We start from the raw sequence: 25,934 nt of genomic DNA on the forward strand, positions 1-25,934 counted from the left end.
GGATACCACGCTCATGGTGCGTGGTGTGTTGTTGTCGAGGGGAACCAGAGTGGCGCAGGGCGAAGGGCAGATACCATAGGTAAACCGTCCGTTCTGAATATTCAGAATCATCCTATTAAGGGGCTTTCCTATTCCTTAGGAAGTTGCCTACATGGAGCCGTTTTTTTGCGGATATAAGCGGGGGGAGGGATGTACTGGCCGTGCTTGTTCGCCTTCAGACAGAGCTAAATCAGGTTCGCTAAAACGCCCTGCATGACCCGCACAACGTGATTTGTGCAGGATTGTGCAGGGCGTTTTGCTTGTTCCTGGGTTAATTTAATTGGCTGACGATGCGAGCATTCGCATCCACAAGGCCCGGTGCAGACGCTTGCTTGCGTGTGCACAAGAGAGCCCGATTAGCCTGAGACCGTCTGCGATACCGAACCGATAACCCAACGGCAGATGGCTCGACCCTCATAACTCGATAACGATGCGGGCGTGCCCATGATTACCCTGAAACTCAATGGAAAAGATCACCCACTGGATGTGACCGAGGACATGCCCCTGCTGTGGGCGATTCGAGACGTGGCCGGCTACAACGGCACCAAGTTCGGTTGTGGCATGGGCCTGTGTGGCGCCTGCACCATTCACATCGACGGTGCCCCGGCGCGCAGTTGCATCACGCCGATCGGCTCAGTGAAAGGCCAGAACATCAGCACCATCGACGCGCTTCACGTCGATCCGGTCGGGCAAGTGGTCCAGAAGGCCTGGCTCGACACCGCCGTCGCCCAGTGCGGTTACTGCCAGGGTGGGCAAATCATGTCCGCGACGGCGCTGCTCAAGACCAACCCCGACCCCAGCGACGAGCAGATCGAAGAAGCCATGGCTGGCAACATCTGCCGCTGCGGTACTTATAACCGGATCAAGACCGCGATCCGCCAGGCCTCCACTCACCTGAAGGAGGCCAAGGCATGAGCCGCCTGCCTGATGATTTCGTGCTGAGCAACCTCAGCCGCCGTGGTTTTCTCAAGGGCGCCAGTGCCACCGGCGTGCTGGTGCTGGCGGCCACATGGGGCCTGCCGGATGCCTTTGCCGAAGAGAAGAAGTTCGGCGCCGAGGGCATGCCCCATGGCGCGGTCGATGATCCGAAGGTGTATGTCAGTATCGCCGCAGACGGCAGCGTGACGGTGATCTGCAATCGTTCGGAAATGGGCCAGGGCGTGCGCACCAGCCTGAGTATGGTAGTCGCCGACGAACTGGACGCCGACTGGGCGCTCGTCAAGGTCCAGCAGGCGCCAGCGGACGAAGCGCGTTTCGGCAACCAGGACACCGACGGCTCGCGCAGCATGCGTCACTGGTACGAGCCGATGCGCCGTTGCGGTGCCGCTGCCCGGACCATGCTGGAATTGGCGGCCGCCGCACAGTGGAAGGTGCCGGTGAGCGAATGCCGTGCGCAACTGCACAAAGTGGTGCACCAGCCTTCGGGTCGCGAGCTGGGTTATGGCGAATTGGCTGCCGCCGCCAGCGCCTTGCCAGTCCCGGGACGCGACAGCCTGCGCCTCAAGCAGCCGTCGGAGTTCCGCTATATCGGCAAGGAAGCGAGCCGCGCCATCGATGGTGCAGACATCGTCAACGGGCGCGCGGTTTTCGGCGCTGATGTGCATTTTGACGGCATGCTCTATGCCGTCATCGCGCGCCCGCCGGTCTATGGCGGCAAGGTCAAATCCGTGGACGGCAGCGCAGCGCTGAAAGTACCGGGCGTGGTCAAGGTGCTGCAGATCGAAGGGCGTCCGTTGCCCTCTGAGTTCCAACCCCTGGGCGGCGTCGCCGTGGTGGCAAAAAACACTTGGGCGGCGATCAAGGGCCGCGAAGCGCTGAAGATCGAATGGGACGATGGCCCGAACGCCCGCTATGACTCCATCGCCTATCGCAAGGAATTGGAAGCGGCCGCTCTCAAGCCCGGGAAAGTCCTGCGCAGCACCGGTGATCTCGACGGTGCGCTGACCAAGGCGAGCTCGACGCTGGAGGCCTCGTATTACCTGCCGCACCTGTCCCAGTCCCCCATGGAACCGATGGTTGCCGTCGCCCGGTTCAAGGATGGCCAATGCGAAGCCTGGGCACCGAGCCAGGCACCGCAGGTGACCCGTGAACGCGTGGCCGAGCGCCTGGGCATTCCTTTCGAGAAGGTCACGGTAAACATTACATTGTTGGGCGGCGGTTTCGGGCGCAAGTCCAAACCCGACTTCGTCGTCGAGGCGGCTGTGCTCGCCAAGGAATTCCCCGGCCAGGCCATACGGGTGCAATGGACCCGCGAGGACGATATCCATCACTCGTATTTCCACACCGTCTCGGCCGAATACCTGAAGGCCGGCCTGGACAAGGACGGCATGCCTGCCGCTTGGCTGCACCGCACCGTGGCCCCGACCATCACCGCTCTGTTCGCGCCGGGCATGACCCATGAAGCGCCGTTCGAGGTGGGGATGGGCGTGACGAACATGGCCTACGCCATCCCCAACATGCGCCTGGAAAACCCCGAGGCGGTGGCCCACACGCGGATCGGCTGGTACCGCTCGGTGTCGAACATTCCCCACGGTTTCGCGATCCAGAGCTTCATCGACGAATTGGCCCACAAGGCCGGCCAGGACCCGCTGAAGTACCACCTCAAGTTGTTGGGCCCGGACCGCAAGATCGATCCAAACAGCCTCAACGACAGTTGGAACTACGGCGAATCCCCCGAGCGCTATCCCATCGATACGGCGCGGATCCGCACCGTGCTGGAAACCGCCGCGAAGGCCGCCGAGTGGGGGCGTGAGCTACCCAAGGGGCGAGGATTGGGATTGGCGGTGCATTACAGCTTCGTCACTTACGTGGCGGCGGCACTCGAAGTCGAGGTCAAGGATGACGGCACGGTGATTGTGCACAAGGCGGACATTGCCGTGGACTGCGGCCCGCAGATCAACCCTGAGCGCATCCGCTCGCAGTTCGAAGGCGCCTGCGTCATGGGCCTGGGCAATGCGATGGTTGGCGAAATCAGCTTCAAGGACGGCAAGGTGCAGCAGGACAATTTCCACATGTACGAAGTCGCGCGCATGTCCCTGGCGCCCAAGAAAGTGGCGGTGCATCTGGTCACTCCGCCGGGCGAGGTGCCGTTGGGCGGTGTCGGCGAGCCGGGCGTACCGCCGATCGCGCCGGCCCTGTGCAACGCGATCTTCGCCGCCACCGGCAAGCGTATCCGCGATTTGCCCGTGCGTTATCAGCTGCAAGGCTGGCAACAGGCCAAAGCTTGATGGACAGCGTTGACCTGAACGTATTGCGCAGCGTGCTGGAGTGGCGTCGCGCCGGGCAGCGGGTGGTGTTGTTCACCGTGGTCCAGACCTGGGGCACCGCGCCACGGCCTCCGGGGGCCATGTTGGCCCTGCGCGAGGATGGCGTGGTGATCGGTTCGGTGTCGGGCGGTTGTGTCGAGGATGACCTGATCGCCCGGCTGCACGACGGCCGCATCCCGGCGGACGGCCCACCGGTGCAGTTGATCACCTACGGCGTTACCCGCGAAGAGGCGGCGCGCTTCGGCCTGCCGTGTGGTGGCACCCTGCGCCTGACCGAAGAGCGGGTGGGCGATCCTGGTTGGGTCGCCGAACTGCTTGAGCGCTGCGAGGCCCACGAGATCGTTGCCCGTGAGCTGACGATCACCAGCGGCGACGTGATTCTGGCTGCTGCGAGCAAAACCGACGCCCTGGTGTTCGATGGGCAGGTGCTGCGGGCCATCTATGGTCCACGATGGCGGCTGCTGTTGATCGGCGCCGGGCAGCTGTCCCGCTACGTGGCGGAAATGGCCCGGTTGCTGGATTTCGAGGTGCTGATCTGCGATCCACGCAAGGAGTTCGTCTACGGTTGGGAGGAGCAGCATGGCCGCTTCGTTACCGGCATGCCCGACGAAGCGGTGCTGAGCATCCAGACCGACGAGCGTACGGCCATTGTGGCCCTGACCCATGATCCACGCCTGGACGACATGGCGCTGCTGACTGCCCTGGATTCCAAGGCTTTTTATGTAGGTGCCCTGGGCTCGCGGGTCAACAGCCAGAAGCGCCGGGATAACCTGGCTCAGCTAGGCTTGTCGGCAGCGGCCATCGAACGATTGCACGGCCCCATTGGCCTGCACATCGGTAGCCACACGCCGGCGGAGATCGCGTTGTCGCTGCTGGCGGAAATCGTCGCCATCAAGAATGGCGTGGAACTGCGGCAGAAAAAGCCGCTGTAGGCCGTGGGCGAGGAGGGCTTGTGGGAGAGTCGATCGGTGTGATCATCCTGGCGGCGGGGGCGGGCAGCCGTTTCCGCCAGATCGCGGGCCGCGACAAAGATAAATTGCTCGCCGATTGCACGGGGCGTGACGGTGCCGTGCGATCGGTGATCGAGCAGGTGTTGGTGAATCTGCCTGCATCCCTGGAAAAGCGCGTGCTGGTGACGAGCCAGGATCGGCCACAAGCCATTCGCATGGCCCAGGTCTATGGGTGCGATTTCGTGGAACTGGATTCGCCCGGCCTGGGTGACAGCATCGCTGCCGGCGTAAAGGCTTGCCCGGACCTCGATGGCTGGCTGATGGTGCTGGGCGACATGCCCTTCATCTTGCCGTCGAGCATCGAGCAGGTGGCGGCGGGGATCCGCGAAGATCGCATCAGCGTGCCGGTCCTTGCTGGGGAATATGGGCATCCGGTGGGATTTGGTCGTGGGTTTGGGTCGAAGCTGATGGCACTGACCGGGGATCGTGGTGCCAAGGCATTGTTTGCCGAGGCGCAGGTGCTTGAAGTGCCGGTGGATGATCCTGGCGTGACGTGGGATGTCGATGTGCCGGAGGCGCTGGCCTTTAAATAAAAGCCTCTGGATGGACAGTGATTGTGCGCTGGGCTGTGAATCCGACAATGAATCTTCATGAAGCTAAGTGTTGTGCCAGGTCTCAGCGCTTGTGGATAAGCCCAAAGGCATAAAAAAGCCCCACCTGGCATTACCAGGCGGGGCTTTTTACTGGGCGGTGGAATCAGGCGTGAGGTTTAGGCTCGTGCTCTTTTTCCAGGGCTTCAGTGTGACGCGGTGCGACTTCTTCAGCGGTGGGCTGAGGTTCGTCGAACGCCGGGGCTGGTTCGGCTGGGGTTTCAGCGACCGGGGCAGGGGCTGCCTCGGTGACTTCTTCCACGACCGGAGCCGGTTCGGCAGCAGGCGCTTGAGCGGCGGCAGCGGCAGCTTGTTCGGCTTCCTTCTGCAGGCGCTCGGCTTCACGCTTGCGACGACGTACTTCACGCGGATCGTTTGGAGCGCGACCGTTCGGGGTCAAGGCGCTGACAGGTGCAGGCTCTTCAACCGGGGCAGGTGCCTCGGCGACCACCGGGGCTTCGACCACCGGAGCAGGCTCGATCACCTCTGGCTCGACTGCTTTCACAGGCTCTGGTGTAGGCTCGGGCTCGACAACAGGGGCTGGTGCGGCTGGCTCAGCTGTCCAGTTGAACGCAGTCTGCTCCTCGCGGGCAGGCTCTGGTGCCTTTTCCTCAGCCGGTGCTTCGACGATCGGTTCGGCAGCAACCACTGGCGCCTCGACGATCGGTGCAGGCTCGGCAGCGATTTCAGCGTCAGGTTGGGCTTCACGTGCCGGTGCCAGTTCCACTTCTGGCGAAGCGGTGGCTTCTACCGGCGCAGTGGATTCGACGACAGGCGCTTCAACCGGCGCGCTTTCCACCGTGGCGGTAGCGCGTTCGGCTTGTTCGTGAGCCTGGGCTTCGGCCGGGGCGCTGATCGCGCTGCTGGCAACGGCCGCAGTCACGGCCAGGCCGGCGGCGAGGTCCGCAGCGCTTGGCGCTTCGGCGTTCTCGGTGGACTCGGATTCTTCCGAGCCTTCGATCACGTTGCCGTTGGCGTCGCGCTGGCGCTCACGACGGTTGCTGCGACGACGCTGGCCACGGGAGCGGCGACGTGGACGATCGCCTTCGGCGGTGTCCTGGCCGTCTTCCTGCAACTGCTCTTCGGTGTTCAGCACTTCTTCTTCGCTGGCAGCGGCGGCTGCCTGCTCGGCGCGAGGCTGGCGTTCTTCCCGTGGCGGACGCGGTGCGCGTTCTTCGCGAGGCTGGCGGGCCGGACGCTCTTCAGCAGTGGCAGCAGCGGCCGGGGCAGCATCCAGTGGCTCGCGCAGTTCCCGAACACGTTCCTCACGCTCGCCACGTGGCTTGCGGTCTTCACGCGGTGCGCGCGGCTGGCGTTCTTCACGCGGCGGACGCGGCGCGCGTTCTTCGCGGGCTACGGCTGGCGCTTCCTCACGGACTTCGCGAGGCTGGCGTTCTTCACGCGGCTCACGTGGTGCGCGTTCTTCACGGGGTGCACGTTCTTCGCGAGGCTTGCGTTCTTCGTCGCGACGACCATTGCGGTTGCGGGTCTGCTGGCGACCGTTGCGACGCTCTTCGTTGCGGGCCGGACGCTCGGAGGCAGCAGGCTTGGCGACGGCGGCCGGGGCAGCCGGTTCTTCCTTGGTGGCGAACAGGCTGACCAGCGATTTCACCAAGCCTTTGAACAGGCTCGGTTCCGGGGCTGCGGCTGGAGCGGCAACCGGAGCGGCCACTTCGGTCGGGACCGGAGCGTTGGCGCGGGCCGGAGCGGTCTTGACCGCTGCTTCCTGGCGAACCAGTGTACGGGTGGCGGCGGCCGGCTGGACGTCTTCGACTTCAGCAGCGGCAGCAGCGATCTCGTAGCTGGACTGGTTGGTGTGGGCTTCCGGGCTGTCATCGCGCAGGCGCTGCACTTCGAAGTGCGGTGTCTCGAGATGATCGTTCGGCAGGATAACGATGCGGGCGCGGGTACGCAGTTCGATCTTGGTGATCGAGTTGCGTTTTTCGTTGAGCAGGAACGCGGCAACCGGGATCGGCACTTGGGCGCGGACTTCGGCGGTGCGGTCCTTCAGGGCTTCTTCTTCGATCAGGCGCAGGATCGCCAGGGACAGCGATTCAACGTCACGGATGATGCCGGTGCCGCTGCAGCGTGGGCACACGATGCCGCTGCTTTCGCCCAGGGATGGGCGCAGGCGCTGACGGGACATTTCCAGCAGGCCGAAGCGCGAGATACGGCCAACCTGAACGCGGGCGCGGTCGGCTTCCAGGCATTCACGGACTTTCTCTTCCACGGCGCGCTGGTTCTTGGCCGGGGTCATGTCGATGAAGTCGATGACGATCAGGCCGCCGATGTCGCGCAGGCGCAACTGACGGGCGATTTCTTCGGCGGCTTCAAGGTTGGTCTGCAGGGCGGTTTCTTCGATGTCGCTGCCTTTGGTGGCGCGCGCCGAGTTGATGTCGATGGACACCAGGGCTTCGGTCGGATCGATGACGATGGAACCGCCGGACGGCAGCTCGACGACGCGCTGGAAGGCGGTCTCGATCTGGCTTTCGATCTGGAAGCGGTTGAACAGCGGAACGCTGTCTTCGTAGAGCTTGATCTTGCTGGCGTACTGCGGCATCACCTGGCGGATGAAGGTCAGGGCTTCGTCCTGGGCTTCGACGCTGTCGATCAGCACTTCGCCGATGTCCTGGCGCAGGTAGTCGCGGATGGCGCGGATGATCACGTTGCTTTCCTGGTAGATCAGGAACGGCGCGGAACGATCCAGCGAGGCTTCTTTGATGGCAGTCCACAGTTGCAGCAGGTAGTCGAGGTCCCACTGCATCTCTTCGCTGCTGCGGCCCAGGCCGGCAGTGCGCACGATCAGGCCCATGTCGGCAGGTGCGACCAGGCCGTTGAGGGCTTCACGCAATTCGTTGCGCTCTTCGCCTTCGATGCGACGAGAAATGCCGCCGGCACGTGGGTTGTTAGGCATCAGGACCAGGTAACGGCCGGCGAGGCTGATGAAGGTGGTGAGGGCTGCGCCCTTGTTGCCACGTTCTTCTTTTTCGACCTGGACGATGACTTCCTGGCCTTCGCTCAGGACGTCCTTGATGTTGACGCGACCTTCAGGGGCTTTCTTGAAATATTCGCGGGAGATTTCTTTGAGGGGCAGGAAGCCGTGGCGCTCGGAGCCGAAATCGACAAAGGCAGCCTCAAGGCTTGGTTCGATGCGAGTAATCCGGCCTTTATAGATGTTGGCCTTCTTCTGCTCGCGTGCACCGGATTCGATATCCAGGTCGTAGAGGCGCTGGCCGTCTACCAGTGCAACACGCAACTCTTCGGGTTGAGTTGCGTTAATCAGCATTCTTTTCATGTAGTACCGTCGGTTTCCGGGCTGCCGGAAACGGCGTTCGGCACACACGACTTCTCACGGTCGGTGTCAGGTGCGTCCTGGCGATGGCAGTGCCATTCCAGTGTCCAGCGAGTTCGGCCCAATGATGGCGAAGTCGCGACGGACGCGTCCTGCTTGCTGGTACTCAAGCACTCAGTCAGGAGGAGGAATCAACCGGCGCCTGTGGACGAGATGAAGCGTCTAAATATAAGCCTAGTGCTACACAGTCCGACGGTTGTACATCTCCACCCTACACGTATCCCTGATAATTCGGGTGCTGCCGCGCGCAGAATCCGCAGCGGGTTGGCATTTACCGTGAGCTCCGAAAGGGGAGGTCACGCATCATGGCTAATTTAGGCGTTGTTTCCGAAGCTCTCGCTCGGGGTCGTTCCCGGGTGACTGCACTTTGTGAACTGGCCGTGAATGTGGCGCGCAAGGCGAGTCAGAACTCTGCTTTGCGGCGTATTTCAGGCCTCATGTCACCTGCGCTCGTTACACCTGCAAACTCTACCGTTACGTAGCGAAAGCCCCGTAGGACGGCCTCTCGTCCTCGTGAATTGCGTTGGTCAGGGCCGGTTTTTGACCGCTGGTCCACTGTCCAGCCACTTTTGGCGGCGTTCGCGACTATAGCAGCAATGATTAAGTGCTTCAATTCCATAAAAAATTGTTATGATCGCCGCCATGACGACTACTGCCCCTTCGACCCCTGGCGTTCAACTGCTCGAGGTCTCGCCGGAATATGCCGGCCAACGAATCGATAATTTTCTTCTTGCCCGGCTCAAAGGCGTGCCCAAGACCTTGATTTATCGCATTTTGCGCAAAGGCGAAGTGCGAGTGAACAAAGGTCGGATCAAGCCCGAATACAAGCTCCAGGCTGGTGATGTGGTGCGCGTACCACCGGTTCGCGTGCCGGAACGTGATGAGCCGGTGCCCCTGGCCCAGGGCCTCTTGCAACGCCTGGAGGCCGCCATTGTCTTCGAAGACAAGGCGCTGATCGTGGTCAACAAGCCTGCGGGTATTGCGGTCCATGGCGGCAGCGGCCTGAATTTCGGTGTGATCGAAGCCTTTCGTCAGTTGCGCCCGGACGCCAAGGAGCTGGAACTGGTTCATCGCCTCGACCGCGACACCTCCGGCTTGCTGATGATCGCCAAGAAACGCAGCATGTTGCGCCACCTGCACGAGCAATTGCGCGGAGATGGCGTCGACAAGCGCTACATGGCGCTGGTGCGTGGGCGCTGGGAGACCTCCGTCAAGCAGGTCCGGGCGCCGCTGCTCAAGAGCAACTTGCGTTCGGGCGAGCGCATGGTGGAGGTCAACGAAGAAGGCAAGGAAGCGCTGACCGTCTTCAAGGTGCTTCGGCGTTTTGGCGACTTTGCCACCATGATCGAGGCCAAGCCGGTCACCGGGCGTACCCACCAGATCCGCGTCCACACCCTGCATGCCGGGCACTGCATCGCTGGCGACACCAAGTACGGCGACGACGATTTCTCCAAGGAAATCCGCGATTTGGGTGGCAAGCGCCTGTTTCTCCATGCCTACATGTTGACGGTGCCGTTGCCTGACGGCGGCGAGCTGAAATTGCAGGCTCCCGTGGATGACATGTGGGCCAAGACCGTGGAGCGGTTGAGTGCATCCTGATTACAAGCTGCTCATATTCGATTGGGACGGCACCCTGGCGAACTCTATCGGTCGGATCGTGGAGGCGATGCACGTTGCGTCGGACCGTACGGGTTTTCCCCAGCGTGACGACTGGGCGGTGAAGGGGATCATCGGGCTGGGGTTGCCGGAAGCTATTCGCAGCCTGTACCCGGAAATCGACGATGATGAGCTGATCGTTTTTCGCCAGCATTACGCTGATCATTACATCGCGCTGGAGGCCGAGCCATCCCCGTTGTTCGACGGTGTGGTCGATACCCTCCAGGCCCTGCGGAGCGAGGGTTATCGGCTGGCGGTGGCGACCGGCAAGGCGCGGCGAGGATTGGATCGGGTGCTCAATGCCCATGGTTGGGACGACTATTTCGATATAACCCGTGCCGCGGATGAAACCGCGAGCAAGCCCCATCCTCTGATGCTTGAGCAGATCCTGGCTCATTGCGACATGCAGCCTGGACAGGCGCTGATGGTGGGGGATTCGTCGTTCGACCTGCAAATGGCCCGTAATGCAGGCATGGGTTCGGTGGCCGTCAGTTACGGCGCGCAGACAATCGAGGCGCTGAAGGCCTTCGAGCCGTGCCTGGCGATTGACCATTTTCCTGAGTTGCACGCCTGGTTGAGCCGGCGTGCCGATTAAGTTTTGTTGGAGATGCATGCATGACGGACGAATGGAAGGCGCCGGCCAAGGCGAGCGCCGAGAGCGGTGACGAAAAAAGCTGGAAACTGCTGGAGAAAACGCTGCTGGCCAGTGTCCAGGAGCAGCGTCGTTCCCGTCGCTGGGGGATTTTCTTCAAGCTGCTGACGTTCACCTATCTTTTTGCCGCGTTGATGCTGTTCACGCCGCTGATGAGCCTAGAGAAAGGTGCCGTGAGCGGTTCGGCCTACACTGCTCTGATCGACATTGAAGGCATGATCGCCGACAAGGAGCCTGCCAGCGCGGACAACATCGTCGGCAGCCTGCGGGCGGCGTTCGAGGATCCGAAGGCCAAGGGTGTGGTGCTGCGCATCAACAGCCCAGGCGGCAGTCCGGTGCAGTCGGGTTACGTCTATGACGAGATCGTCCGGTTGCGCGGGTTGCACCCGGATAAAAAGGTCTATGCGGTGATCGCTGATCTCGGCGCTTCCGGTGCCTATTACATTGCCAGCGCGGCGGATCAGATCTACGCCGACAAGGCCAGCCTGGTCGGCTCCATTGGCGTGACGGCTGCCGGTTACGGTTTTGTCGGAACCATGGAAAAGCTGGGTGTTGAGCGTCGGGTCTACACCTCGGGCGAGCACAAATCGTTTCTTGATCCGTTCCAGCCGCAAAAGCCTGAGGAAACCGCGTTCTGGCAAGGCGTGCTGGACACCACCCACAAGCAATTCATCGCCAGTGTCAAGAAAGGGCGGGGCGAGCGCTTGAAGGATAAGGAGCATCCGGAGCTGTTTTCCGGGCTGGTCTGGTCTGGCGAGCAGGCTTTGCCCCTGGGCTTGATCGATGGCCTGGGCAGTGCGAGCTCCGTGGCGCGGGATGTAATTGGTCAGAAGGACCTGGTGGATTTCACCATCGAAGAGTCGCCGTTTGACCGGTTCTCGAAGAAGCTGGGGGCGAGCATTGCCGAGCACCTGGCGATGTGGATGGGCTTCCAGGGGCCGGCGTTGCGCTGATTCGAGCATGACGCGCTTCCTCGCCACGGCTGGTGTTCGATTCAGGGGATCTGAACACCTTCTTCCAGCAACATATCCACAAGGCGAATCAGCGGCAGGCCGATCAGGCTCGTCGCGTCAGGGCCTTCGGTGCTCTGGAACAGGCTTACGCCCAGGCCTTCGGCCTTGAAACTGCCAGCGCAGTCGTACGGTTGCTCGGTGCGCAGATAACGCTCCACGCGAGCCTCATCCAACGCCCGCATGTTCACAGTGAACGGTACGCAATCGACCTGGCATTTGCCGGTCTGGCTGTTAAGCAAGGCCAGGCCGGTCAGGAAGGTCACTCTGGCGCCACTGGCGGCCATCAGTTGCTCATGGGCGTTTTCGAAGGTGTGGGGCTTGCCCAGGATGCGTTCGCCGAGCACGGCGACCTGATCCGAGCCGATGATCAGATGGCCTGGATGGCTGTCGGCCAGTGCCTGGGCCTTTTCCCGGGCCAGGCGCTTTACCAGCTCGACCGCGGCTTCGTCGGGGTGACGGCTTTCGTCGATGTCCGGCGAGCTGCAGACGAATGGTAGTCCCAGGCGGGCGAGCAGTTCCCGGCGGTAAACCGAGCTTGAGGCTAGTAATAAAGGCAGCATGGCTATCTCCGATGGGCAGGAGAAGATTCTAGCCAGGCACGCAAGTGACGGACAGGGCTGAATTTCCTTTGACATGGCCCGGTGCATCCCTATAATGCTGCGCCTATGTTGAATGACCCGATTCCACCTCACGTTGACCCGCGCAAATTGGCTGACCGTGGCACCACCCTCCAAGGTGAACTGCTGCTGGCCGATTTGAAGAGACTCTGCGACCCGCTTTCCGACGATGTCGGTACGGTCCAGGCCAAATTCGTTTTTGAACGAGATGAACGTAAATCTGTGGTGATCCACAGCTTTATCGACACTGAAGTCAAAATGGTTTGCCAGCGTTGTCTTGAGCTGGTCACCCTGCCGATCCACAGCGAATGCAGTTACGCCGTGGTGAAGGAGGGTGCGAATACCCAGTCGTTGCCGAAAGGTTATGACGTGCTGGAACTGGGCGAAGATCCTTTGGATCTGCAGTCACTGATCGAGGAGGAGCTTCTGCTCGCCTTGCCCATTGTGCCTGCTCATCATCCGGAAGAATGCCAGCAGCCGGCGGGAGCAGATGAGCCCGAACCGAGCGAGGACGAGGTAACGCGGTCCAACCCGTTCAGTGTATTGGCGCAGTTAAAGCGTGACCCAAACGTTTAGGAGTTAATCAATTATGGCTGTTCAGCAGAACAAAAAATCCCGCTCTGCCCGTGACATGCGCCGTTCGCACGACGCTCTCGAGGCTAGCACCCTGTCTGTAGAAAAAACCACCGGTGAAGTTCACCTGCGTCACCACGTATCGCCAGAAGGCGTATACCGTGGCCGTAAAGTGATCGACAAGGGCGCCGACGAGTAATCACTTGTCCGCTCAAGTCATCGCGATTGACGCAATGGGCGGGGACTTCGGTCCCCGCAGCATTGTCCAGGCCAGCCTTGCTTGCCTGAATGCCACGCCCTCGCTGCACCTGACCCTCGTCGGTCAACCCTCCCTTCTAGAAGAAATGCTCAGCGGCCAATCGGCTGTGGATCGCGCGCGCCTGTCGATCGTGCCGGCGTCCGAGGTTATCGCGATGGACGAAAAGCCGGCCCAGGCGCTGCGTGGCAAGCCCGACGCATCGATGCGGGTGGCCCTTGAGCTGTTGCGCGATGGCAAGGTCCAGGCGTGTGTCAGTGCGGGCAACACCGGGGCGCTGATGGCGCTGTCGCGCTATGTGCTCAAGACCCTGCCCGGGATCGATCGTCCGGCGATGGTGGCGGCGATTCCGACCCAGCGCGGGTTCTGCCAGTTGCTTGACCTGGGCGCCAACGTCGATTGCAGCGCCGAACACCTGTTGCAATTCGCCGTGATGGGCTCGGTCGCAGCGCAAACCCTGGGCATAGCGCGACCTCGCGTAGCGCTGCTCAACATAGGCACCGAAGACATCAAGGGAAACCAGCAGGTCAAGCTGGCCGCGACGTTGTTGCAAAATGCCCGGGGCATCAATTACATCGGATTCGTCGAAGGCGATGGTTTGTACCGTGGTGAGGCCGATGTGGTGGTCTGTGATGGCTTCGTTGGCAATATCTTGCTCAAGTCCAGCGAGGGCCTTGCGACCATGATTGGCCAGCGTATCGAGACGTTGTTCAAGCAGAGCCTGGCCTCACGGGTGGTGGGCGCCCTGGCGCTGCCGTTGATGCGTCGCTTGCAGGCGGACCTTGCGCCCGCTCGACACAATGGCGCGAGTTTCCTCGGGTTGCAGGGGATCGTGATCAAGAGTCATGGTTCGGCAGGGGTGCAGGGGTTTCAAAGCGCCATCAACCGGGCTGTGATCGAGATCCAGGAGAACCTGCCGGAACGCCTTCATGGGCGCCTCGAAGATTTGTTAACTTAGGCGTTTTCGTCCGACAATGCTTAAATGTGACCGGTCGGTTCAAGCCGCCATCCAACTGTCAGTTTCCTAGCGCCCCCAGGGGCGTCAATTTTTGACGACAAGATCATTAGGGGCTTTGTTTTCATGTCTGCTTCCCTCGCATTCGTCTTTCCTGGACAGGGCTCGCAGTCCCTCGGCATGCTGGCCGAGCTGGGCGCGCAATACCCGCTGATCCTGGAAACATTCAAAGAAGCATCCGATACACTCGGCTACGACTTGTGGGCGCTGACCCAGCAAGGGCCGGAAGAGCAACTCAATCAAACCGATAAAACCCAGCCGGCCATCCTGACCGCCTCCGTTGCGCTGTGGCGCCTGTGGTTGGCTGAAGGCGGTGCGCGCCCGGCATTCGTTGCCGGTCATAGCCTGGGCGAATACAGCGCCCTGGTCGCTGCCGGCAGCCTGAGCCTGGGTGACGCGGTGAAGTTGGTGGAGCGTCGTGGCCAATTGATGCAAGAAGCCGTTCCGGCCGGGCAGGGCGGCATGGCCGCGATCCTCGGCCTGGATGACGCCGACGTGCTGGCCGCCTGTGCCGAAGCGGCACAAGGCGATGTGGTCAGCGCGGTGAACTTCAACTCCCCGGGCCAGGTGGTTATCGCCGGTGCCAAGGCCGCCGTCGAGCGTGCCATCGAAGGCTGCAAGGCCCGTGGTGCCAAGCGCGCCATGCCGCTGCCGGTCAGCGTGCCGTCGCACTGTGAACTGATGCGTCCGGCTGCGGAGCGCTTTGCCGAATCGATCGCAGCCATCGACTGGCAGGCTCCACAGATTCCCGTGGTGCAGAACGTCAGCGCCAACGTGGCAGCGGACCTGGAGACCCTCAAGCGCGACCTGCTGGAGCAGCTCTACAAGCCGGTTCGTTGGGTTGAATCGGTGCAGGCGCTGGCAGCCAAGGGCGCGACCGAGCTGGTCGAATGCGGTCCTGGCAAGGTGCTGGCAGGCCTGAACAAGCGCTGCGCCGAAGGCGTGTCCACTTCCAATCTCAACACCCCAGACGCTTTCGCTGCCGCTCGCGCAGCGCAAGCCTGAACAGGAGAAGCTTGCATGAGTCTGCAAGGTAAAGTTGCACTGGTGACCGGTGCAAGCCGCGGCATCGGCCAGGCCATTGCCCTGGAATTGGGTCGTCAAGGCGCCATTGTCATCGGCACCGCGACTTCCGCTTCGGGCGCCGAGCGTATCGCCGCGACCTTGAAGGAAAACGGCATCCAGGGCACCGGTCTTGAACTCAACGTGACCAGCGACGAGTCTGTTTCGGCGGTGTTGGCGAGTATCCAGGAGCAGTTCGGTGCGCCGGCGATCCTGGTCAATAATGCCGGTATCACCCGCGATAACCTGATGATGCGCATGAAAGATGAGGAGTGGTTCGACGTTGTCGACACCAACCTGAACAGCCTGTACCGGCTCTCAAAAGGCGTCCTGCGCGGCATGACCAAGGCTCGTTGGGGCCGAATTATCAGTATCGGCTCGGTTGTGGGTGCCATGGGCAACGCAGGCCAAGTAAACTATGCTGCGGCAAAAGCCGGTCTGGAAGGTTTCAGCCGTGCCCTGGCACGAGAAGTCGGTTCGCGCTCGATTACGGTGAACTCGGTTGCACCGGGTTTCATCGACACCGACATGACCCGTGAACTGCCGGAAGCACAGCGTGAAGCCTTGTTGACCCAGATTCCGCTGGGTCGTCTGGGGCAAGCTCAAGAAATCGCGTCCGTGGTCGCTTTTCTTGCGTCGGACGGTGCGGCATACGTCACTGGGGCTACAATCCCGGTGAACGGCGGGATGTACATGAGTTAAATGTGACGGATTGCTTCAAAAAAATGTCATACGAGCTGTCTAAAATCCGTTATAAAGCTGCAATCTATTTATAGGCGGCGGGCCCCAGGGTTCGAGGAGTGAAGCTTTCGGTTGAAAAACCGAAAAGTCTTTCTATACACTTACCCACCGGCCAGCTGCCTGAATTTGTCCATTAGGAGTGAAAACAAGGTATGAGCACCATCGAAGAGCGCGTCAAGAAAATCGTTGCCGAGCAACTGGGCGTTAAAGAAGAAGAAGTTGTGAACACCGCTTCCTTCGTCGAAGACCTGGGTGCCGACTCCCTTGACACCGTTGAGCTGGTGATGGCTCTGGAAGAGGAATTCGAAACCGAGATTCCTGACGAAGAAGCTGAAAAGATCACTACTGTACAAGCTGCTATCGACTACGTTACCAGCCACCAGGCGTAATCGTTTTTAGTCGTCGCTAGCTGTCATGGAAAAACCGCACTGCCATCACGGCGTGCGGTTTTTTCTTTAGGCCTGATGCAAAGTCGTCATTTGAAAAAGGAGAGTGCTGTGTCGCGTAGACGCGTCGTAGTCACCGGTATGGGTATGTTGTCGCCACTGGGCACGGATGTGCCGAGCAGCTGGCAGGGCATTCTGGCTGGCCGTAGTGGCATTGGTCTGATCGAACACACCGACCTTTCTGCCTATTCCACCCGTTTTGGCGGCTCGGTAAAGGGCTTCAATGTCGAGGAATACCTGTCGGTCAAGGAAGCTCGCAAGCTTGACCTGTTCATCCAATACGGCTTGGCAGCCGGATTCCAGGCGGTGCGCAATGCCGGGCTGGAAGTCACCGACGCCAACCGTGAGCGCATCGGCGTGGCCATGGGGTCGGGTATTGGCGGCTTGACCAATATCGAAGAAACCAGCCGCACGCTGCATGATTCGGGACCGCGACGGATTTCTCCGTTCTTTGTGCCGGGCTCGATCATCAATATGATTTCCGGTTTCCTGTCCATCCACCTGGGTGCACAGGGCCCCAACTACGCCATCGCCACGGCGTGCACCACCGGCACCCACTGCATCGGCATGGCCGCGCGCAACATCATGTACGACGAAGCCGACGTGATGATTGCCGGTGGCGCCGAAATGGCCGCTTGCGGCCTCGGCATGGGCGGTTTCGGCGCGTCTCGTGCGCTGTCGACCCGCAACGATGAGCCAGCGCGGGCCAGCCGGCCGTGGGACAAGGGCCGCGACGGTTTCGTCCTGTCCGACGGCGCCGGTGCGCTGGTGCTCGAAGAGCTGGAACACGCCAAGGCACGCGGCGCGACCATTTACGCTGAACTGATCGGCTTCGGCACCAGCGGCGACGCGTACCACATGACGTCGCCACCGGCCGATGGCGCCGGTGCGGCACGTTGCATCGCCAACGCCTTGCGTGACGCGAAGCTCAACGGCGAGCAGGTGCAGTACATCAACGCCCACGGCACTTCGACTCCGGCGGGTGACCTGGCTGAAGCCCAGGCGATCAAGACGGTGTTCGGCGAGCACGCCTATAAACTGGCAGTCAGCTCTACCAAGTCCATGACCGGTCACCTGTTGGGTGCGGCAGGGGCGGTGGAAGCCATTTTCAGCGTACTGGCGATCAACAGTCAGACAGCGCCGCCGACCATCAACCTCGATGAGCCGGACGAAGGCTGCGACCTGGACTTCGTGCCGCATACGGCCCGCAGCATGGACATCGATGTGGTGTTGTCCAACTCGTTCGGCTTTGGCGGCACCAACGGCTCGCTGGTGTTCCGCCGGTTCGCCGGCTGATGGAAAGCTGGGTCGACGGTCAGCCGGCCGACGTCCTGTCGCTGAAAGATCGCGGCCTGGCTTATGGCGATGGGTTGTTCGAGACCATCGCCGTGCACGGCGGCACCCCTGTGCTGCTGGAGCGTCACCTGCAACGCCTGGAAGCCGGATGTCGGCGGCTGGCGTTCAACGTCGATATGCGCGTGCTGAGCGCTGAGCTGATTGCCTATGCCCAGAACCTGGGCAATGGCGTATTGAAGCTGATCGTGACCCGTGGCGACAGCCTGCGCGGTTATGCCGCCGATCCCTCGACCCCGGCCAGGCGTATCCTGCAAGGAAGCCCGCCGGCCGCTTACCCCGCCATTCATGCCGAACAAGGTGTCCGCCTGTTTCCCTGCACGGTGCGTTTGTCCGAGCAGCCCTTGCTCGCCGGTCTCAAGCACCTCAATCGCCTGGAGCAAGTATTGGCCCGCGCCGAATGGAGCGGCATCGAGTATGCCGAAGGATTAATGCTGGACACGTCGGGACGGGTGATCGAAGGCGTATTCAGCAATCTGTTCCTGGTGCATGACGGAGTTCTGTTGACAGCGGACCTGAGCCGTTGTGGCGTAGCCGGTGTGATGCGCGCCGAATTATTGTTTCAAGCCAAGTCCCAAGGCATTGCCACGCAAATCACCGATATCAGCCTCGAACAGCTGCACCAGGCTGATGAGGTCTTTGTCTGCAACAGCGTATATGGCGTGTGGCCGGTACTCGGATACGGTTCGGCACGCTGGTCGGTTGGCCCACTCACCCGTAAACTGCAGACCCTTGCCCGTACGCTATTGGATGCTTGATTCGTGAGACGTAAATTCTTGCTGCTGCTGGAGACCGGACTGGTTCTGGCAGGGCTGTTGATGGGCGCTTCGGCCTGGAAGATTCATTCGGCGCTGCAACAGCCGCTGAACATCACCCAGGAAGAGTTGCTGGACGTGCCCAACGGGACCACCCCGACCGGAACCCTCAATCGCCTCGAAGCCGACGGGCTGATCCGGGATGCGTTCTGGCTGCGGGTCTACTGGCGCTTCAATCTTGCTGGCCAGCCGCTGCACACCGGGGAGTACCGGATGGTGCCGGGGATGACGATGGAGGAGCTGATTGGCGTCTGGAAACGCGGTGAAGTGGTGCAGTACAGCGTGACGTTGGTGGAGGGCTGGAACTTCCGTCAGGTTCGCGCGGCGTTGGCCAAGGATGAAAAACTCCAGCAGACGCTCACAGGCCTGAGCGACAGCCAGGTCATGGATCGTCTAGGCCATTCCGGGGTGTTTCCGGAGGGGCGCTTCTTCCCGGATACCTACCGTTTCGTACGGGGTACGACGGATGCCGATCTGTTGAGAAAAGCCTACGATCGGCTGGACGATGTGCTTGCCAAGGAATGGGCCCAACGTGCTGCCGACGTCCCGTATAACCAGCCGTATCAGGCGCTGATCATGGCTTCGCTGATTGAAAAGGAGACCGGTGTTCCCCGCGAGCGGGGCGAGATTGCCGGCGTGTTCGTACGGCGCCTGCGCCTGGGCATGCTGCTGCAGACCGATCCTACCGTGATCTATGGCCTGGGCGAGCGCTACACCGGCAAGCTCACCCGTGCCCATCTGAAAGAGCCTAATCCCTACAACACCTACCTGATACCGGGCCTGCCGCCAACGCCGATCGCGATGGTCGGGCGCGAGGCGATTCACGCTGCATTGAACCCGGCCGACGGCAATAGCCTTTACTTCGTCGCGCGTGGCGACGGCAGCCATGTGTTTTCCGATGATCTGGAGACGCATAACAACGCGGTGCGCGAATACCAGCTCAAGCGCCGCGCCGACTACCGCTCCAGCCCGGCCCCGGCCACGCCGGAGGATTCGGCACCGATTCCCGCCGCCTCCCCTGATACCGCGCCGGAGGCCGTGCCCCAGGTGCCACCCCAGGACCCGGCCCCCGAACCGGATGCCAGCGAGCCGCCGGACCCGCAATGACTTTGACTAAGGATCGCCCGTGACTGGTTTGTTTATCACGCTGGAAGGCCCGGAAGGCGCCGGCAAGAGCACCAACCGCGAATACCTGGCTGAACGCCTTCGGAGCGCCGGCATCGAGGTGGTACTGACCCGCGAGCCAGGCGGTACGCCCCTGGCCGAGCGGATTCGCGAGGTGTTGCTGGCGCCCATCGAAGAAGTCATGAACCCCGACACCGAGCTGTTGCTGGTGTTCGCCGCCAGGGCGCAGCACCTGGCCGAAGTGATTCGTCCGGCGTTGGCCAGGGGCGCCGTGGTGCTTTGTGACCGCTTCACCGATTCGACCTACGCCTACCAGGGCGCTGGCCGAGGCTTGTCCGTCGAGCGTATCGCTGCGCTGGAAACCTTTGTCCAGGGTGGCCTGAGGCCGGACCTGACCCTGGTTTTCGATCTGCCGGTGGAAGTAGGTCTGGCTCGTGCCAGCGCGCGTGGCAGGCTTGATCGCTTCGAGCTGGAGGGGGCGACCTTCTTCAATGCCGTGCGCAACGCTTTCCTCGAGCGCGCCAAGGCTGATCCGACGCGTTACCTGTTGATCGATGCCGCGCAGCCATTGACCCAGGTCCAGCAATCGCTGGATACAGTGTTGCCGCGTTTGCTGGAGCTTGCCCGTGGCTGAAGCCTATCCCTGGCAGGACGGCCTCTGGCAGCAACTGGCCGGCCGCACGCAGCACGCCCATGCGTACCTGCTGCACGGCCCGGCTGGTATCGGCAAGCGGGCCTTGGCCGAACGCCTGATGGCGAGCCTGCTATGCCTGGCCCCGACGGCTGCGAATGCCTGCGGTGAGTGCAAGTCTTGCCTGCTGCTCAAGGCTGGCAGTCATCCGGACAACTACATACTGGAGCCTGAAGAAGCCGACAAAGCGATCAAGGTCGACCAGGTCCGTGACTTGGTCAGCTTCGTGGTCCAGACCTCGCAGATGGGGGGGCGCAAGGTTGTACTGATCGAGCCGGTGGAATCGATGAACATCAACGCCGCCAACGCCTTGCTCAAGAGCCTCGAAGAGCCTTCCGGCGATACCGTGCTGTTGCTGGTCAGTCACCAGCCGAGCCGTTTGCTGCCAACCATCAAGAGCCGTTGCGTGCAGCAGGCCTGCCCGTTGCCCAGCGAGGCAATGAGCTTGCAGTGGCTGGCCCAGGCCTTGCCTGACAGCACCGATGAAGAGCGTGGCGAACTGCTGACCCTGGCCGCCGGCTCGCCGTTGGCGGCCGTCAGCCTCCAGGCCCAAGGTGTACGCGAGCAGCGCGCGCTGGTGGTGGACGGGGTGAAGAAGCTGCTCAAGCAGCAACAATCGCCGACGCAATTGGCCGAAGGCTGGAACACCATTCCCCTGTTGCTCCTGTTTGACTGGTTCTGCGATTGGTCGAGCCTGATCCTGCGTTATCAGCTCACCGAGGACGAAGCCGGCCTCGGCTTGGCCGACATGCGCAAAGTGATCCAGTACCTGGCGCAAAAAAGTAGCCAGGACAAAATCTTGAACATTCAGGACTGGATCCTTGCCCAACGTCAGAAGGTGCTGAGCAAGGCGAACCTCAATCGCGTGTTGTTGCTCGAGGCGTTGTTGGTGCAATGGGCGAGTTTGCCTGGTCGAAACTGACAGGCACGACCTAGACTGAGCTCAATCGCAGCGGAGATCAGCATGAACGAACCTGTCAGTCCCGGGCCACGCAACGGCATCCTGTCCCTGACCATCAAGGACAAGTCGGTGCTCTACGCGGCCTACATGCCATTTATCAAGAACGGCGGCCTGTTCATTCCCACCAACAAGAATTATCGTCTGGGCGACGAGGTGTTCATGCTGTTGAGCCTGATGGACGAGCCGGAAAAGATCCCGGTCGCTGGCAAGGTGATCTGGATGACCCCCAAAGGCGCCCAAGGCAACCGGGCTGCCGGCGTTGGCGTGCAGTTCAACGAAGGTGACAACTCGGCCCGCAACCAGATCGAAACCCACTTGGCCGGAGCCCTCAAGTCCGACCGTCCCACCCATACGATGTAGCCTGGCCCTTTATGCTCGTAGATTCTCATTGCCACCTCGATCGCCTTGACCTTGCCGCCCATGGTGGCTCCCTTGACGCCGCCCTGGATGCCGCCCGCCAGCGGGGAGTAGGGCATTTCCTCTGCATCGGCGTCAGCGCTGACAACGCCGCCGACGTCAAACGCCTGGCCGAACGCTATGAAGATGTCGATTGTTCGGTGGGCATCCACCCGCTGGATGTGCAACCCGACGCCACGCCCGCCCTGGATTGGCTGTTGCAGGAGCTTGACCACCCGCGCGTGGTGGCCATCGGCGAAACCGGCCTGGACTATCACTACGAGCCGGAGGCTGCCGAGGTCCAGCAAGCGTCGTTCCGCTTGCACCTGGAGGCTTCGAGGCAGACCGGCAAGCCAGTGATTATCCACACCCGTGGCGCCCGGGCCGACACCTTGGCAATGTTGCGAGACGCGGCGCTGCCCCACGCCGGCGTATTGCATTGTTTTACCGAGGATTGGGACATGGCCAAGGCGGCCCTGGACATGGGTTATTACATTTCCCTGTCGGGCATCGTCACATTCCGCAACGCCGACGCCCTGCGTGACGTCGCGAGCAAGGTGCCGGCCGATCGTTTGTTGGTGGAAACGGACTCGCCTTACCTAGCGCCCATTCCCTATCGCGGCAAGCCAAACCTTCCGCAGTATGTACGGGAGGTCGCGGAGTACCTGGCGATGCTGCGCGGGCAATCCTATGACCGGTTCGCGGAGCAGACCACGGAGAACTTCAAGCGGCTATTCCCGTTGGCTCGGGTCCGTTGCGCAAGGGCCTGAAACCGGGGCAAAAAAAACCCGGGTTCTGGGGGGGGAATCCGGGTTAAGACCATTAGGAGTAAAACAAAGGCACGCGGTCCGTTGGTACCTTTATCAGCGCGCCACTTGGGGGAGATGTCGCGCCGACAGTTCAAGTATTGATCACTATGGCAACGCGTCCAGTTTGACCAGGGTGGTTTTTAAACAGATTTGGAATAGTTTCGCTTCGGATAAGTTCTCACTGCCAGCAAAGCCTGCCCGGGCGGCTCGCTGGGGTTAAGCGCAGAAGTGGGGGGCGCACGGTTTTCTGAAGAACTATGGCCCTGCGCGGATGATCCGTGCATTTTTGCGTAATTTAGGCATAATACCGGGCTTCGAATTTTGACCCTTCAGACCTTTTTCTTATGCATAAAGAACCCCGTAAGGTCCGCGAGTTTCGTCGCCGCGAGCAGGAAATCCTCGACACCGCGCTCAAGTTGTTCCTCGATCAGGGTGAAGACAGCGTCACCGTCGAGATGATTGCGGATGCCGTGGGTATCGGCAAAGGCACGATCTACAAGCATTTCAAATCCAAGGCCGAGATCTATCTGCGGCTGATGCTCGATTACGAGCGGGATCTGAACGAGCTGTTGCATTCGGCCGATGTCGATAAGGACAAGGAGGCCCTGTCCCGGGCGTACTTCGAGTTCCGCATGCGCGACCCGCAGCGTTACCGCTTGTTCGACCGCCTCGAAGAGAAGGTGGTCAAGGGCAACCAGGTACCGGAGATGGTCGAGGAGCTGCACAAGATCCGTGCCTCGAACTTCGATCGCCTGACCCTGTTGATCAAGGGCCGGATCAGCGAAGGCAAGCTCGAAGACGTTCCCCCTTATTTCCACTATTGCGCTGCCTGGGCACTGGTGCACGGCGCCGTGGCGCTGTACCACTCGCCGTTCTGGAGCAATGTGCTGGAAGACCAGGAAGGCTTCTTCCAGTTCCTGATGGATATCGGGGTGCGCATGGGCAACAAGCGCAAGCGCGATACCGATACCCCGAGCAGTTGAGGCATTCAGCTGCTTGATTGCGCCATGTCCGCTTACGTGGCGCAGTGCCCCAGGAATATACTCAGGCTTGGGTCTTGCGAAAACCTGATTTCTAGGTCAATTTTTACGGGCTCGATTTTTCTTTCGCCGGAGTGATCCATGATCGTTGACCGTCAAGGCAGGCGTTTTCGCAATTTGCGGATCAGTCTGACCTCAGCCTGCAATTACGCTTGTACCTACTGCGTGCCTGATGGCAAGCGGCTGGTGGCTGCGCAGGATGAACTGTCGGCTGAGGCCATGGCACGTGGCGTGGCCTACCTGATCGAAGCGGCCGGAATCGAGCGGTTGCGCATCACCGGTGGTGAGCCGCTGGTCAGCCCCAAGCTCGAGCGTTTCATGACGGCGGTAGGGCAGATGGGCCTCGAGGACATCAGCCTGACCACCAATGGACAATTGCTGGCCAAGAAGCTGCCCTTGCTGGTAAACGCCGGTATCCGCCGCATCAACGTTTCCCTCGACACCCTCGACCCCATCGCCTTTCGCAGCATCGCCCGTGGAGGCGACCTGGCGACGGTGCTTGATGGCATGGAGCAGGCCGGGGCGGCGGGCATGAAGATCAAGGTCAACATGGTGCCGCTGCGCGGGCAGAACCTCGATCAGGTCATGCCGTTGCTCGAGTACTGCCTTGAGCGTGGCTACGAGTTGCGCTTCATCGAGTTGATGCGCATGGGCCACCTGGCCAAGGACTCCAATGCGTTTCTCCAGCAGTTCGTCAGCCTCCAGCAACTGCTGGCCCTGATTGGCGACCAGTACGAATATCTGCAAGCCGATGCGCCCGTCGATGCCACGGCGGTGCGCTACGAAATTCCCGGGCTGGGGCACTTCGGCGTGATCGCCAACGAAAGCGTGCCGTTTTGCCGGACCTGTTCGCGGCTGCGCTTGTCTTCCACCGGTTGGCTGCACGGCTGTCTGTCGTCGAGCAACCGTCATTACGTCGGCGATCTGCTGGACAAGCCCCGTCACCAGGCGCTGCCGGCGCTCCAGCGCCTGTTGGTCAAGGCGCTGGGCGACAAGCAAGAAGTGGCGTTCTCCGGTGGCGCAACCATCATGAAGATCATTGGCGGTTAAGTGGGCTTTCCAAGCTGAAAATCCAATCAGCCCAAGGACTGGCGCAAAAGCTGCATCCAATGGCCATTCGCCGGTTTTCCGTCACCGGTTTTTGGAGGATAGGATGCGTAGCCTGTTTTTGCTGCTGACCGTTTTGACGCTTGGTGGCTGCATGAATGTCAGCGATATGGGGGAGGGCGTTCGTTATCACATGAGCGATGCCGGCCTGCTGGACCATAGCGACAGCCGCCGTGTGAACAACCTGCGCATTCAGCCGGATTCCTTCATCTACATTGCCCAAGGAGCTTTCGCTCCGCCAGGCAGCGCCTATCCGCGGCCCAATGTCGTGGCTGAAGAAGCCTTCAATGGTTTCATCGAATATTTCCCCATGGTTCGTCGCGCCCGGGTCCCCGAAGGCCTCGACCAAGCCATGGGCGAGGCGCGGGCCGCTGGTGCCCATTACCTGCTTTACACCCGCTTCGCCAAGGCGGACAACCGCATCGGCAACACCGACGAATGGTTGGATGAAGAGGCGGTGGACCGCCTGGGTGTCGACACCAGTGTGATTCAAATCATGTTGATCGAGACCAGCACCCAGTATTTGATTGATACTGCACGCATCAAGAGCCGTGGCGGTTTGCTGACGTTGCACGACAAGCAGCCACAGGATCTCATTGCCGCGCCGTTGCGTGAGTATGCCCGCAGCTTGTTGGGAATGAGCAACGAATAAATAGAAGGAGGCACCATGAGCGGACCGCAAAAAGCCAATGACCTGCTGGGGCAGATCCCCAAGAGCAAAGGCCTGCCGCCGGTCCACTTGTGGAACCCTGACTTCTGCGGCGACATCGACATGCGCATCGCCCGCGATGGCACTTGGTATTACCTGGGGACGCCCATCGGACGCAAGCCGATGGTCAAGCTGTTCTCCACCATCATTCGCCGCGACGGCAATGATTACTTCCTGATTACCCCTGTGGAAAAAGTCGGCATCAAGGTCGATGACGCGCCGTTTGTGGCCGTGACCCTGGAGGTCGAAGGGAACGGCGAAGGGCAGTTGTTGCGCTTCACCACCAATGTCGATGAAACCACCGAGGCCGGCCCCGAACATCCAATGCGGGTGATGATCGATCTGCAGACCCAGGAACCGGCACCCTATGTTCATGTGCGCAGCAATCTCGAAGCGCTGATCCATCGCAATGTCTTCTATCAACTGGTGGAGCTGGCCGTGAGCCGCGAGATCGATGGGCAACGATGGCTGGGCGTCTGGAGTGGCGGCGAGTTTTTCCCCATCGGCCTTGAGCCCTGACCCTCTGGGCACCGAGGCGCCGCTATCGCAAGCAAGCTCGCCCCACAGGTGAGAATGCAAAAATTCAAATTGACACCCAATCATATGATGATTAGCGTGGGCGCCTAACAAAAAAACGCCC

At 61.2% G+C, this 25,934-nt stretch carries 26 protein-coding genes; 24 read left to right on the forward strand and 2 right to left on the reverse strand.

Features of this window, described 5'->3' with window-relative positions; translation table 11 throughout:
- Positions 1-483 precede the first annotated feature (483 nt).
- Genes JZ00_RS23335 through JZ00_RS23350 form a run of 4 tightly spaced genes read left to right on the forward strand, consistent with a single transcriptional unit; the run spans position 484 to position 4,848 of the window.
- A complete protein-coding gene (locus tag JZ00_RS23335) occupies positions 484-954 on the forward strand; it encodes a (2Fe-2S)-binding protein (RefSeq protein WP_080942565.1) in 471 nt (156 codons plus the stop codon).
- Positions 951-3,266: a xanthine dehydrogenase family protein molybdopterin-binding subunit gene (locus tag JZ00_RS23340; protein WP_039593642.1), complete on the forward strand. Its 2,316-nt coding sequence runs from the start codon at positions 951-953 to the stop codon at positions 3,264-3,266. The genes JZ00_RS23335 and JZ00_RS23340 overlap by 4 nt, the downstream gene beginning before the upstream one ends.
- Entirely contained in the window at positions 3,266-4,237 is a 972-nt protein-coding gene (locus JZ00_RS23345; protein ID WP_039593643.1) for an XdhC family protein, read from the forward strand. The genes JZ00_RS23340 and JZ00_RS23345 overlap by 1 nt, the downstream gene beginning before the upstream one ends.
- A gap of 20 nt (positions 4,238-4,257) precedes the next feature.
- Complete coding sequence (locus JZ00_RS23350; RefSeq protein ID WP_039593644.1) at positions 4,258-4,848, forward strand: nucleotidyltransferase family protein; 591 nt, start codon at positions 4,258-4,260, stop codon at positions 4,846-4,848.
- Positions 4,849-5,011: 163 nt separating this feature from the next.
- Here the strand turns inward: JZ00_RS23350 and rne are convergent, their stop codons facing one another.
- Complete coding sequence (rne, locus tag JZ00_RS23355) at positions 5,012-8,200, reverse strand: ribonuclease E (RefSeq protein ID WP_039593645.1); 3,189 nt, start codon at positions 8,198-8,200, stop codon at positions 5,012-5,014.
- A 699-nt stretch (positions 8,201-8,899) separates the two neighbouring features.
- On the opposite strand from rne, the gene rluC reads away from it, so the two are divergent.
- The 3 genes from rluC to JZ00_RS23370 are packed head-to-tail and all read left to right on the forward strand — an operon-like array spanning position 8,900 to position 11,518.
- On the forward strand, positions 8,900-9,856 hold the full coding sequence (rluC, locus tag JZ00_RS23360; RefSeq protein ID WP_039593741.1) for a 23S rRNA pseudouridine(955/2504/2580) synthase RluC: 957 nt from the start codon (positions 8,900-8,902) through the stop codon (positions 9,854-9,856).
- A complete protein-coding gene (locus JZ00_RS23365; protein ID WP_039593646.1) occupies positions 9,846-10,508 on the forward strand; it encodes an HAD-IA family hydrolase in 663 nt (220 codons plus the stop codon). The genes rluC and JZ00_RS23365 overlap by 11 nt, the downstream gene beginning before the upstream one ends.
- Positions 10,509-10,528: 20 nt before the next feature.
- On the forward strand, positions 10,529-11,518 hold the full coding sequence (locus JZ00_RS23370; protein WP_039593647.1) for a S49 family peptidase: 990 nt from the start codon (positions 10,529-10,531) through the stop codon (positions 11,516-11,518).
- 41 nt (positions 11,519-11,559) lie between these two features.
- On the opposite strand, the gene JZ00_RS23375 is transcribed toward JZ00_RS23370, so the two are convergent.
- Entirely contained in the window at positions 11,560-12,138 is a 579-nt protein-coding gene (locus JZ00_RS23375) for a Maf family protein (RefSeq protein WP_039593648.1), read from the reverse strand.
- A 105-nt stretch (positions 12,139-12,243) separates the two neighbouring features.
- Between JZ00_RS23375 and JZ00_RS23380 the strand changes: the two genes are divergently transcribed.
- The 17 genes from JZ00_RS23380 (at position 12,244) to JZ00_RS23460 (ending at position 25,813) form a co-directional block, all read left to right on the forward strand.
- Positions 12,244-12,771: a YceD family protein gene (locus tag JZ00_RS23380; protein WP_003204262.1), complete on the forward strand. Its 528-nt coding sequence runs from the start codon at positions 12,244-12,246 to the stop codon at positions 12,769-12,771.
- Positions 12,772-12,784: 13 nt separating this feature from the next.
- On the forward strand, positions 12,785-12,967 hold the full coding sequence (gene rpmF, locus JZ00_RS23385; protein WP_003179396.1) for a 50S ribosomal protein L32: 183 nt from the start codon (positions 12,785-12,787) through the stop codon (positions 12,965-12,967).
- A 4-nt stretch (positions 12,968-12,971) separates the two neighbouring features.
- Positions 12,972-13,982 (forward strand): phosphate acyltransferase PlsX, encoded by a 1,011-nt coding sequence (gene plsX, locus JZ00_RS23390; RefSeq protein WP_080942563.1) that lies wholly within the window; start codon positions 12,972-12,974, stop codon positions 13,980-13,982.
- A 123-nt stretch (positions 13,983-14,105) separates the two neighbouring features.
- Positions 14,106-15,044, forward strand: coding sequence for an ACP S-malonyltransferase (fabD, locus tag JZ00_RS23395; protein ID WP_039593650.1), 939 nt, complete (start codon positions 14,106-14,108; stop codon positions 15,042-15,044).
- A 15-nt stretch (positions 15,045-15,059) separates the two neighbouring features.
- Entirely contained in the window at positions 15,060-15,803 is a 744-nt protein-coding gene (gene fabG, locus JZ00_RS23400) for a 3-oxoacyl-ACP reductase FabG (RefSeq protein ID WP_039593651.1), read from the forward strand.
- Positions 15,804-15,994: 191 nt separating this feature from the next.
- Entirely contained in the window at positions 15,995-16,231 is a 237-nt protein-coding gene (gene acpP / locus JZ00_RS23405; protein ID WP_003175607.1) for an acyl carrier protein, read from the forward strand.
- A gap of 108 nt (positions 16,232-16,339) precedes the next feature.
- Positions 16,340-17,584 (forward strand): beta-ketoacyl-ACP synthase II, encoded by a 1,245-nt coding sequence (fabF, locus tag JZ00_RS23410; RefSeq protein ID WP_039593652.1) that lies wholly within the window; start codon positions 16,340-16,342, stop codon positions 17,582-17,584.
- On the forward strand, positions 17,584-18,399 hold the full coding sequence (gene pabC / locus JZ00_RS23415; protein ID WP_039593653.1) for an aminodeoxychorismate lyase: 816 nt from the start codon (positions 17,584-17,586) through the stop codon (positions 18,397-18,399). The genes fabF and pabC overlap by 1 nt, the downstream gene beginning before the upstream one ends.
- Positions 18,400-18,402: 3 nt before the next feature.
- Positions 18,403-19,563, forward strand: coding sequence for an endolytic transglycosylase MltG (mltG, locus tag JZ00_RS23420; protein WP_082112122.1), 1,161 nt, complete (start codon positions 18,403-18,405; stop codon positions 19,561-19,563).
- A gap of 19 nt (positions 19,564-19,582) precedes the next feature.
- The gene (gene tmk / locus JZ00_RS23425) at positions 19,583-20,215 is read left to right on the forward strand and encodes a dTMP kinase (RefSeq protein WP_039593655.1); all 633 of its coding nucleotides are present in this window, start codon (positions 19,583-19,585) and stop codon (positions 20,213-20,215) included.
- Positions 20,208-21,194, forward strand: a complete 987-nt coding sequence (locus tag JZ00_RS23430) for a DNA polymerase III subunit delta' (protein ID WP_039593656.1) — start codon at positions 20,208-20,210, stop codon at positions 21,192-21,194. The genes tmk and JZ00_RS23430 overlap by 8 nt, the downstream gene beginning before the upstream one ends.
- Before the next feature lie 42 nt (positions 21,195-21,236).
- The gene (locus JZ00_RS23435) at positions 21,237-21,593 is read left to right on the forward strand and encodes a PilZ domain-containing protein (protein ID WP_039593657.1); all 357 of its coding nucleotides are present in this window, start codon (positions 21,237-21,239) and stop codon (positions 21,591-21,593) included.
- An 11-nt stretch (positions 21,594-21,604) separates the two neighbouring features.
- A complete protein-coding gene (locus tag JZ00_RS23440; RefSeq protein ID WP_039593658.1) occupies positions 21,605-22,399 on the forward strand; it encodes a TatD family hydrolase in 795 nt (264 codons plus the stop codon).
- Between the two features lie 383 nt (positions 22,400-22,782).
- Complete coding sequence (locus tag JZ00_RS23445) at positions 22,783-23,421, forward strand: TetR/AcrR family transcriptional regulator (RefSeq protein WP_039593659.1); 639 nt, start codon at positions 22,783-22,785, stop codon at positions 23,419-23,421.
- A 138-nt stretch (positions 23,422-23,559) separates the two neighbouring features.
- Positions 23,560-24,528, forward strand: coding sequence for a GTP 3',8-cyclase MoaA (locus JZ00_RS23450; protein WP_039593660.1), 969 nt, complete (start codon positions 23,560-23,562; stop codon positions 24,526-24,528).
- 103 nt (positions 24,529-24,631) lie between these two features.
- On the forward strand, positions 24,632-25,237 hold the full coding sequence (locus JZ00_RS23455; protein ID WP_039593661.1) for a DUF4823 domain-containing protein: 606 nt from the start codon (positions 24,632-24,634) through the stop codon (positions 25,235-25,237).
- Positions 25,238-25,252: 15 nt separating this feature from the next.
- Positions 25,253-25,813: a DUF1285 domain-containing protein gene (locus tag JZ00_RS23460; protein ID WP_039593662.1), complete on the forward strand. Its 561-nt coding sequence runs from the start codon at positions 25,253-25,255 to the stop codon at positions 25,811-25,813.
- Positions 25,814-25,934: the final 121 nt, after the last annotated feature.

The sequence above is a fragment of the Pseudomonas frederiksbergensis genome, assembly GCF_000802155.2.
GTDB lineage: Bacteria > Pseudomonadota > Gammaproteobacteria > Pseudomonadales > Pseudomonadaceae > Aquipseudomonas > Aquipseudomonas frederiksbergensis_A.